This is a genomic window from Magnetospirillum fulvum MGU-K5 (assembly GCF_000442515.1).
GTDB classification, from domain to species: domain Bacteria; phylum Pseudomonadota; class Alphaproteobacteria; order Rhodospirillales; family Magnetospirillaceae; genus Phaeospirillum; species Phaeospirillum fulvum_B.
Window position 1 is genome coordinate 1 of sequence record NZ_AQPH01000096.1, and the last position, 9,401, is coordinate 9,401.

8 protein-coding genes are annotated in these 9,401 nt (G+C 66.5%); 4 read left to right on the forward strand and 4 right to left on the reverse strand.

Translation table 11 applies throughout. The annotated features are described in order from the left end of the window. A partial coding sequence (locus K678_RS15985; protein ID WP_231376281.1) for a divergent polysaccharide deacetylase family protein occupies positions 1-709 on the reverse strand: 709 nt, incomplete at its 3' end. Positions 710-773: 64 nt separating this feature from the next. Then, a complete protein-coding gene (locus K678_RS15990; protein WP_021133513.1) occupies positions 774-2,969 on the reverse strand; it encodes a heavy metal translocating P-type ATPase in 2,196 nt (731 codons plus the stop codon). Positions 2,970-3,191: 222 nt separating this feature from the next. Between K678_RS15990 and K678_RS15995 the strand changes: the two genes are divergently transcribed. The 4 genes from K678_RS15995 (at position 3,192) to K678_RS19595 (ending at position 7,256) form a co-directional block, all read left to right on the forward strand. Next, positions 3,192-4,370, forward strand: a complete 1,179-nt coding sequence (locus K678_RS15995; RefSeq protein WP_021133514.1) for an amidase — start codon at positions 3,192-3,194, stop codon at positions 4,368-4,370. 367 nt (positions 4,371-4,737) lie between these two features. Next, positions 4,738-5,922 carry a Rossmann-like domain-containing protein gene (locus tag K678_RS16000; RefSeq protein WP_021133515.1) on the forward strand — a complete coding sequence of 395 codons (1,185 nt, stop codon included), beginning with the start codon at positions 4,738-4,740 and terminating at the stop codon, positions 5,920-5,922. Positions 5,923-6,129: 207 nt separating this feature from the next. Further along, entirely contained in the window at positions 6,130-6,606 is a 477-nt protein-coding gene (locus K678_RS16005; protein ID WP_021133516.1) for a hypothetical protein, read from the forward strand. Between the two features lie 14 nt (positions 6,607-6,620). Beyond that, complete coding sequence (locus K678_RS19595) at positions 6,621-7,256, forward strand: YMGG-like glycine zipper-containing protein (protein WP_021133517.1); 636 nt, start codon at positions 6,621-6,623, stop codon at positions 7,254-7,256. Between the two features lie 63 nt (positions 7,257-7,319). Here K678_RS19595 and K678_RS16015 read toward each other — a convergent pair whose 3' ends face one another. Continuing rightward, positions 7,320-8,432, reverse strand: coding sequence for a tetratricopeptide repeat protein (locus K678_RS16015; protein ID WP_021133518.1), 1,113 nt, complete (start codon positions 8,430-8,432; stop codon positions 7,320-7,322). Positions 8,433-8,525: 93 nt separating this feature from the next. After that, on the reverse strand, positions 8,526-9,401 hold an 876-nt coding region (locus K678_RS16020; RefSeq protein WP_021133519.1), incomplete at its 5' end, for a sensor domain-containing diguanylate cyclase.

A 9,401-nucleotide genomic window follows, 5' to 3' on the forward strand; every position in this document is an offset into this window, starting at 1 on the left:
ACAGATCCCAATCAAGGCGACGGCGGATTTCGTCCGGCGATTGATCGACCTCCAACACCTGGGGGCCGGCATCGAAATTGGCCCCGCGCGGCTGCATCGGTACATGGACCATCAATTCGTGACCATGGCGACGAGCCTCGGCGGTCAGCCGGGTCAGATCCTCGGCATAGGACATGTAAGACAGGGTCAGCGGACCGGGCAACGCCGAGACCCGTTCGGCGCGGCGGCGATCAACGCCCAGATCGTCGATGATGATCGCGATCATCGGGCGGCCGCCGATCCGCGGCGCGGGTACGGCGTGACGGGTCCATACCGGCGCTCCGGCCGGGGGCAGTTTGGCCGAAGGCGGCGGTGGCGGCACCGGCAGCATCGCGATCACGTCCGAGGCACGGCCGATTTCAAGCGATTCCGACGACCCCGGCTCGGGGCGCGGCGGCGGCGGCTGGATCAGCGGCGGCCCCGAGACATCCGGGGCAGGGCTGTCTTCCTCGCTGGAGAAGGGCGGCAGTGGCGGGGCTTCGATCGCAGGCTGGGGCGGCGGAGGAGGCTGTACCGCTTCAACCGCCGGAGCGGGGGCGGGGCGAGGCGGTGACGGTGGGTTGGACCAGCGGCCGAGCCAGAGCCCCAGCAGCAACCCAAGCGCCAGAACGACGGCCAATGCCGTGACAATCACGCCGGGACGTTCCCACACGGGGCGTTTATACCCCATCAACATCCGTCTGACCTCGCGTCGGCCCACCCGGATCTCCTTTTCGATTGCGGTCGAGCGGCGGTTATAGACCCGACGTGGAGCCGGTCCAAGCCAAGAGACTCGTCTGGGATGACGGCTTCCATCGCTTCAGCAACAGGGCGTTGCTCACCACCGAGACCGAGGACAGCGCCATCGCCGCTCCGGCAATCGCCGGGCTGAGCAATCCCGCCGCCGCCGCAGGCAGGGCGATCAGGTTATAGGCAAAGGCCCAGGCCAGATTCTGACGGATTTTTCGGGCGGTGGCGCGCGAGATCGCCAGAGCCTGGGGCAGCAAAGCGGGATCGCTGCGCATCAGGGTCAGTCCGGCCGCCTGCATCGCCGCATCGCTGCCGCCACCCATCGCGATCCCGATATCGGCGGCGGCCAGGGCGGGGGCGTCGTTGATCCCGTCGCCGACCATCGCCACCACGCCGAATTCGGACTTGAGGCGAGCCAGTTCGGTGACTTTGTCTTCGGGGAGGATACCGGCGCAGACCCGGTCGATGCCAAGCTGACGGGCCACGGCCTGGGCTGCGCGGGGGCTGTCGCCGGTCAGCATCGCCGGAACCAGTCCCATCCGCTTTAATGCCGCCACCGCCGCCGCCGCATTGGGGCGGATCGGGTCGGCCAGCGAGACAAAGCCGATCAGGATTCCCTCCGCCGCAACCCACATCAGGGTGTGGCCCAGTGCCTCTTCCGCCTCGGCTTCCCCGGCCAGCACAGTCACATCGATCCCGCTTTCCGCCATCAGACGGCGGCTGCCGATCACGACCATCCGTTCCGCCACCTGGGCGGTAAGGCCACGGCCGGGCAGGGCCCGAAACGCACTGACCGGCTCCAGCGCCACTCCTTCGGTGGCCGCGGCGGCGACCATCGCCCGCCCCAGCGGATGCTCGCTGCCTTGCTGGGCCGAGGCGATGAGGCGAAGCAGGGCGGTGCGGTCGCCATCGGCGGCGCGGATCACGGCCAGGGCCGGATGCCCCTCGGTCAAGGTGCCGGTCTTGTCGAACGCAATCGCCTTGACCTGATGGGCGCGTTCCAGCGCTTCGGCATCCTTGATCAGGATGCCATGACGGGCGGCCAGTCCGGTACCGACCATCAATCCGGCCGGAGTCGCCAGTCCCAATGCGCAGGGACAGGCGACCACCAGTACCGAAACCGCCGCGACGAAGCCGGTCGTGCTGTCATCGGCCCATCCCCACCAGCCGAGGAAGGTGGCCAGCGCCAGCGCCACCACCACCGGAACGAAGATCGCCGAGACCCGATCGACCAGCGCCTGGACCGGGGCCTTGCTGGCCTGAGCCCCGCGCACCAGCCGGATAATCCGGCCAATCGTCGATTCGGTTCCGACATGGGTGGCGGCGACCCGCAACAATCCCTCGCCATTGACCGATCCGGCGACCACAGTGTCGCCCACGCTGCGTCCGACCGGCAGGCTTTCGCCGGTCACCAGAGATTCGTCTAAGGTGCTGTCACCCGCGCGGATCGTGCCATCGACCGGCACCCGCTCGCCAGGGCGGATCAGCACGGTTTCGCCGATCCCGACCAGGGTGGCGGGTATCTCGATCTCGATCCCGTCGCGCTCGACCCGCGCCGTGGCGGGTTTCAGCCGCATCAGCGCCCGGATCGCTCCGGCAGCGGAATGACGGGCGTGGTTTTCCAGCGCTTTGCCGAGCAGGACCAGGGTGACGACCGCCGCCGAGCCCTCGAAATACAGGGTGCCGTGGTGGGCCTCGCCATTCAGCACCCGATAGGCCGACAGCCCGAACGCCGCCGAGGTTCCCAGCACCACCAACACGTCCATATTGCCCGACCCGCCGCGCAACGAGGCCCAGGCGCCGAAATAGAACCGCCCGCCGATCCCGAACTGGACCAGGGCGGCCAGGATCAATTGCACCCAGGGCGGCACAATCGCGTGTCCGCCCGCCATCTCCAGCCCCATGTCGAGCATCAGCGGCAGGGTCAACAGTGCCGACAGCACCAGCAGGCGGAGATCGTGCCGGGTGCGCGCCGCCCGTTCCGTTTCAGCGCGGTCCAGATCCTCGTCCTCGCCCGACCGGGCCGGATCGGGGGCAAATCCGGCTTTGACGATGGCGGCTTCCAGCGCTTGCGGCGTGACCCGGGCCGGGTCATAGCGGATGTCGGCCCGTTCGGCGGCAAGACTGACCAGGGCCCGCTCGACCCCTTCGACCCGGCCCAGCACCCGTTCCAGCCGCGTCGAGCAGGCGGCGCAGGTCATTCCATTGATGCCGAGCGAAAGATCAGCGGGGCCTTTCGCCGGGGATAAAGGCGATGTCATCGCGTCGGGCCTTGTCGAATTGCGAACACTTCTTAAATGGGGAGGCGTCGGTAAGAAGGTCAAGCCTAAACCTCCGCTCTGCCATTCCGCTGGACCGCACCCTGTCTTTATGGGTAATTTTCAAGCTGGTTCCGATCGTTTTTCCATGGAGAGGTGCCCGCCGTGCATGACCCGTATAACGCTTTCACTCTCGGCGGCGATGTCTATATCGATGGAGCGCGCCAAGGCCCCCTGGCCGGGCTGACGTTCGCGGCCAAGGATGTGTTCGACGTCGCCGGTTATGTCACCGGCGCGGGCAATCCCGACTGGCGCCGTCTGGCCGAACCGGCCCGGCAGACCGCCTGGGCGGTGTCCGCCTTGTTGGAATCCGGTGCCCGTCTGGTCGGCAAGACCCATACCGACGAATTGACTCGCGGCATCTTCGGTGACAATTCGCATTACGGTACCCCGGAAAATCCCCGCGCCCCCGGCCATGTTCCCGGTGGGTCGTCCAGCGGTTCGGCGGTCGCCGTTGCCGGTGGTCTCGCCAACATCGCGCTCGGCACCGATACGGCGGGCTCGACCCGCGTCCCGGCCTCGTTCTGCGGCGTGTACGGGCTGCGGCCGACTCTGGGGGTCATCCCGATGGACGGCGTGTTGGGCCAGTCCAATACCTTCGACACGGTTGGGCTGCTTGCCGCCGATCCCGATCTGTTGGCGCGGATGGGCGAAGTCCTGCTGCGCAAGAAGGTGGGCGACCAGCGCCCGGCCCGGGCCGTCGTGCTGGAAGATACGATGGAGGCGTCCGATCCCGATGTCGCCGCCGCGATCGAGGCGGTGTTGCCCCGCATTGCCGAGGCGGTGGCGCCGGTGGTGCGCGGCACCCGGATTTCGCCGGTGCCGCTGTCGGATTGGATCGAGCCGCAAAACGCCATTCAGGGTCGCGAGGCGTGGGAGACGTTCGGCGATTGGATCAACCGCTCGAACCCCCGCTTTGGCTTTGAAGTGGCTGACAATTTCCTGCGCGGTTCGCGGGTCGCCAACCGCACCCTGTCGGCGGCGCGCGGCTTTCGGCTGCGGGCGCGGCGCTGGGTGCTCGATGCACTGGAAGGCCATGCCGTGCTGGTGCTGCCGACCACCCCGGTCACCGCGCCGCCGGTGCAAAGCCCGCGTTCGGTGATGTGGGATATCCGTTCCCGTATCATCAGCCTGACCGCGATCGCCGGGATGGCTGGATGTCCCCAGATCAGCGTACCGCTGTGTAACGTCAACGGCCGTCCCGTCGGTCTGTCGCTGATCGGGCCGCGTGGTGGCGATGCTTTGCTGCTGGCCGCCGCCCGCCGCATTGGCGCGGCCTCATAAAGGCCGGTCCCAAACCCCGCGAGGGGATGGTGCAGGGCGCGGTCGGACTTCGGTTCGGTCGCGCCTTTTGTTTTTTATAGCCTGTAACCCGATGCGGGCGGCGCGGGTTCGTGATAAAGACGCGCTACATAACGATTGCTAGCGCCCCAGACGGACCGGCCGCCAGCATCGGGCCGCGATGTCCGGTTCCAGACAGATACTGTCACGGTTCCGACGGGTCCGGCTGCCTTGGTATCGGTGCTAATCGGTTGGGGGAGCCGTCGTTTCGCCCCCTTTTCGGGGCTGGACCGGTGGCATTGGCTGGCATGGCGCTTGCTTTTGTAATTTTCGACCTCGATTTCGAGCGGTTTTCAAGGATTTCAGACGGATGTTCGCACCGACCAAGGCTCCCTGGATCAGCCCCGGCGCCGTCATCCATGAGCCCGATGCCCCCGTGGACGAGATGATGGCCTCCTTCGCCCGCAGCATCGCCGATCGGGGCTTTTCCGTGGCCGGGTGCGTTCGCCTCGGTGACGAAACGGTCGATCTTGCCAGCGGATTGCCGATAGGGAGAGACGCCGAAGCGGCCGCAGCCCGATGCTTGCGCGCCGCGATGCGTGACGATGCCGATCTGGCGGTGATCGGCGGCTTCGAGGCTTTCCGTCGTGCGGCCACGTCGCTGACGGCCGAAGTGGGGCAGGGCGTGTCGCAGGGAATGCCGGTGCTGACCACCATTGCCGATGGCAGTGTCCAGCACTGGCACGATTTCGTCGGTACCGGGTGTGCGCTGATTCCTCCGGCGATGCGGGGCTTGTGGCGCTGGTGGGGACCAGAACGGCTCTACCGCGATCTGGCGTTGGGCGTCGCCGCCGACGAAGTGCGCCAGATTGTGATCGGTCCACGCTGGCTGATGGTCGAAGGTCCGGCCGGGGCCGGTCTGGCTTATCTGCCCCGCAACGCCCGCGATCTGATTGGCCGTCTGCCCGAATTTCGCAAGATGAGCCTGAAGCATCTGGCTGAATTTTCCGGCTCGTGGGACCCGCTCGAAATGGCGCTGGGGGTTGCGGCGATCAACGCCCATTACAATCGCTTCGATCTTGCGGGCGAGATGGGCAACGGGGTCCAGACGTTCCGAGACGAAGCCGGGCGGGTGGTGGTGATCGGCGCCTTTCCCGGCCTGTCCGAGATCTTGCCCAATCCCCAGGTGATCGAGACCGATCCCCGCCCCGGTGAATATCCCACCATCGCGATGGACACCCTGTTACCCGGTTGTGCGGCGGCGGTGGTGGCCTCGTCGAGTCTGGTCAACCGCAACCTGCCCCGTATCCTGCGGCTGGCTCAAGGGGCGCGGATCGCCCTGGTCGGGCCGGTGACGCCGCTGACCTCCCGGCTGTACGCCTATGGCCTCGACATCCTGGGCGGTCTGCTGATCCGCGATCCCAAGGGACTGGCCGAGGCGATCCGCGCCGGGGCTCTTCCGCGCGAATTCGGACGCTTTGGCCAGTATCTGCATCTGCGTCGCGCCGACGCCGCCGCAACCCGCCCGCGCCGGATCACCGGCCCCTTGCGCTGATTCACGTTGCATCCCCGCCAAGACGCTTTAGATATGCCCTCGGCTGGAGCCGTGCCCTAGGCTTGCGGCCTTTGTATTCCGTGATTTGATGGGTGGGAGAGGGTGAGCTTCTCCCCAGACACATTCTGTTACGAAGCGACCCAGGATTGGTTGTCGTGCAGATACCTGTCGGTGCAACACTCTCGGTATAGCCCGAGGATTCCGGCCATGACACGTTCTCTGACCAAATTTCTGCTTTGCGGTGTCTGCGTTGCGGTGGCGACGATCGCCCCGGTCGGCACCGCCGACGCCCAGGAACACTGGCGTCCACCGTTCCGCGACCATGAAGTTCGCCACTTTGACCGTCATCACCACGAGATGTGGCGCGGCGGGGTCTGGCGGCACGGGGCCTATTTCGGTCGTAACGGCTGGTGGTGGGTCGCTGGCGGCGCTTGGTATTATTATGACGCGCCGGTCTATCCCTATCCGATGATCGTGTCCGAGTACGCGGTTCCGGCCGCGCCGCCGGTGGTGGTGCAGCCGCCTCCCACCGTGATGGTGCCCTCTGCGCCGCCCCCGGCCCCGCCGCCTCAGCTCCAGCAGCAACAGCAGGTCTGGTATTACTGTGACAATCCCGCCGGGTATTACCCGTATGTCCCCAGTTGCCCGACCCAATTCCGGCCCGTCCCCGCACAGCAGAAGTGACCAGGAGGTCAAACATGCGTCCGATCAAATCGGTGGCTTTTACGATTTCGGCCGTGCTGGCGCTGTCAGGCTGTGCGGCGACTCCGCTCGGCCCCCGGGTCCAGGTCATGCCCGCCGCTAACAAGCCGTTCGAGGTGTTCCGGATGGAGCAGGCGGAGTGCAAGCAATACGCGGCCGATCAGGTCAATGGTCAGTCCGACAGCGCCAATGAGCGGGCGTTGGGCGCGGCCCTGGTCGGGGGCGCGCTGGGGGCGGGATTGGGCGCGGCGGTCGGAGGTGGCCGGGGGGCGGCGATCGGTGCCGCCAGCGGCGGCGTGGTGGGTACCGCAGTCGGAGCCAGCAGTTCGCAGCACCGCCAGGGCGGCATCCAGCAGGAATACGACAACGCCTATTCCCAGTGCATGTATGCCAAGGGTAATCAGGTCGTCCAGCCGGTGCAGACCGTCGTTCATCCGGTGGTGGTCTATCCGCAACCGGCCCAGGTGATCTATGCGCCGCCGCCGGGGGCCTATTATGCGGTTCCGCCCGCTCCCACCTATTATTACGCTCCGCCGCCCGGGGCTGCCGTGGCTGTTCCGCCGCCCGGCACACCCGCGCCGCCGCCCGCTGCCGCCGCTCCACCCTCGGGAACGCCTGCGCCGCAGCCCTAACGAAAACAGGGGATTGAGGCATTGCCCCAATCCCCTGCGGTTCGAATCCGGTGTCTGAGTTAATCAGCGATAGTCGCGCAGGTCCTGCACCATCTGACGGGCGCGGGCAAGCTGGCGTCCGCCCATGCCACGGCCCAGGCTGTCGCGGGCTTCGGCGGCTCCGCGCTGCCCCAGCGTGGCGGCGAGATCGTAAAGAGCATAAGCGCGGATCGGGTCCTTGGCGGAAAAGCCCTGTCCCTTCGCGGTCAGTTCGGCGACCAGCATCGTCGCGGCCGGATGGTTCTGGGCCGAGGCCGCCCGCAGCCAGCCGATCGCCGACGGCAGATCCATCCCCAGTTCGAACCCTTCGGCCAGGGTCTTGCCCAACAGATACTGGGCTTCGGCATGGCCTTCGCTGGCGGCGAGGGTCAGCCAGTGCGCGCCTTCCTCAATGCCGGGACGCAGCAGAACCGCCTTGTCTCCAGCGTCGGTCGGCTTGGTGTTGAACCAGACCGGGCCGAACGGCTTGGTGCGGTCCTTTTCCTTGGTTGACCATTCCTCGGTCTCAGGCACTCGCCATGCGGCGGGGCGGGCCAGCAGCATCCGCCCCAGACGGAAACGCGCCTCGACATCGCCATGAACCAGCGCGGCAAGGCGGTACCATTTCTCGGCATCGGATACAGAGGGGGCGACGCCATTGCCATGCTCATAGGCACCGGCCAGGGCGATCGCCGCCTTCTTGTTGCCGCGTTCAGCCAGTTCGGCGATCCAGCCCGCGCCATCGACGCCGCCCACCGAAATGATCTGGCCCGAAACGAACAGATCGGTCCAGCGCTTGCGGGCGGCAAGGTCTCCCAATTTGGCGGAGCGATACCACCATTGTCCGGCCAGTTCGATGTCCTTGCGGACGCCTTTGCCAGCCTCGCAGGCTTTGGCAGCCTCGGTCGCGGCAATGGCGCTGCCATTGGCGGCGGCAAGGCTGAACCAGGTAAAGGCGGTCTTTTGCGCCTCGGCTCCCCGGCCCTTGCGGGCGGCAAGGCCAAGCTGATATTGCGCGTCGGCATCCCCACGAGACGCGGCGACAGCAAGCCCGCCGCGTCCGCTCTCGGCGGCGGGCGGGGTCTTGCCGGTTTCAGCCAACGCCACCGTGGGAAGCGTGAAGGCGATCAACGCGGCGGCGAAGGCGGCAATCCTCATGAAAGGCGACTTTCCATTGTCTTGGAACGGGGGCGCATGATTCCACTTCCCGGGGACGATGGCAATCGGAGCTTGGCCGCGAAAAGCGTATGGCTAGCCCACAACCCGATTGCGTCCTTCGTCCTTGGCTCGATACAGCGCGGCATCGGCCCGCGACAAGAGACGATCCGGTCCGGTTTCTCCGCTCAGACGATCGGCGACCCCCAGGCTGGCGGATAGTCGGATCGTCGTCGGTTCGGGGTCAACCGGGATATCAACCGCGGCGATGGCACACCGTAAGCGCTCTGCCACATCCAGCGCGCCGGACAGCGGAGTCTGGGGCAGCAGAACGGCGAATTCCTCGCCGCCCAGACGCCCCAGCGAATCGATATCTCGTAATCCCGCGAGCATCGCCTGGGTGGTCAGCTTCAGCGCCCGATCCCCGGCAGCATGGCCATAGCGGTCGTTGATCTGCTTGAAATGGTCAAGGTCGATCATCACCAGCGACATCGGGATGCCATAACGGGAGGAGCGCTCGACTTCCTGGGCGATCACGGCAAAAAAGGCGCGGCGGTTCAACGCTCCGGTCAGGTCGTCGGAGGTCGCCAGTTCCCGCAGGCGGCGTTCCATTTCCTTGCGTTCGGTGATGTCGGTGATGGTGCCGATCCGCCCGCCGCCTCCGGTGCTATCGTCGGACAGCGGCGCAGGATGATCGAGGCGGCTGTGGTCAATGATGACGTCGCGCCGATTCGTGCCGGTCTCGATCGAGGTTTCGAACGGCACCGCAGCCGAGGTTTCCGGCAACAGATCGGCGGCCGGCCGCCCCGTCCATGTCTCATCACGAATCTGGAACAGATCGCGAAAGGCGCGGTTGTGGTGGGTCAACCGCCCTGACGCATCTTCGACCCAGACCGGGATCGGCAATTGTTCGACCAGATTTTCGGAAAAGCGCAAGGCCGAATCAAGCGCGCGGGTGCGTTCGATCACCCG

Excerpts from the sequence above, each read along its gene's own strand:
- K678_RS15990 (WP_021133513.1), bottom strand. The coding sequence starts at position 2,969 with ATGACCTGCGCCGCCTGCTCGACGCGGCTGGAACGGGTGCTGGGCCGG.
- K678_RS16000 (WP_021133515.1), top strand. The coding sequence starts at position 4,738 with ATGTTCGCACCGACCAAGGCTCCCTGGATCAGCCCCGGCGCCGTCATC.
- K678_RS16005 (WP_021133516.1), top strand. The coding sequence starts at position 6,130 with ATGACACGTTCTCTGACCAAATTTCTGCTTTGCGGTGTCTGCGTTGCG.
- K678_RS19595 (WP_021133517.1), top strand. The coding sequence starts at position 6,621 with ATGCGTCCGATCAAATCGGTGGCTTTTACGATTTCGGCCGTGCTGGCG.
- K678_RS16015 (WP_021133518.1), bottom strand. The coding sequence starts at position 8,432 with ATGAGGATTGCCGCCTTCGCCGCCGCGTTGATCGCCTTCACGCTTCCC.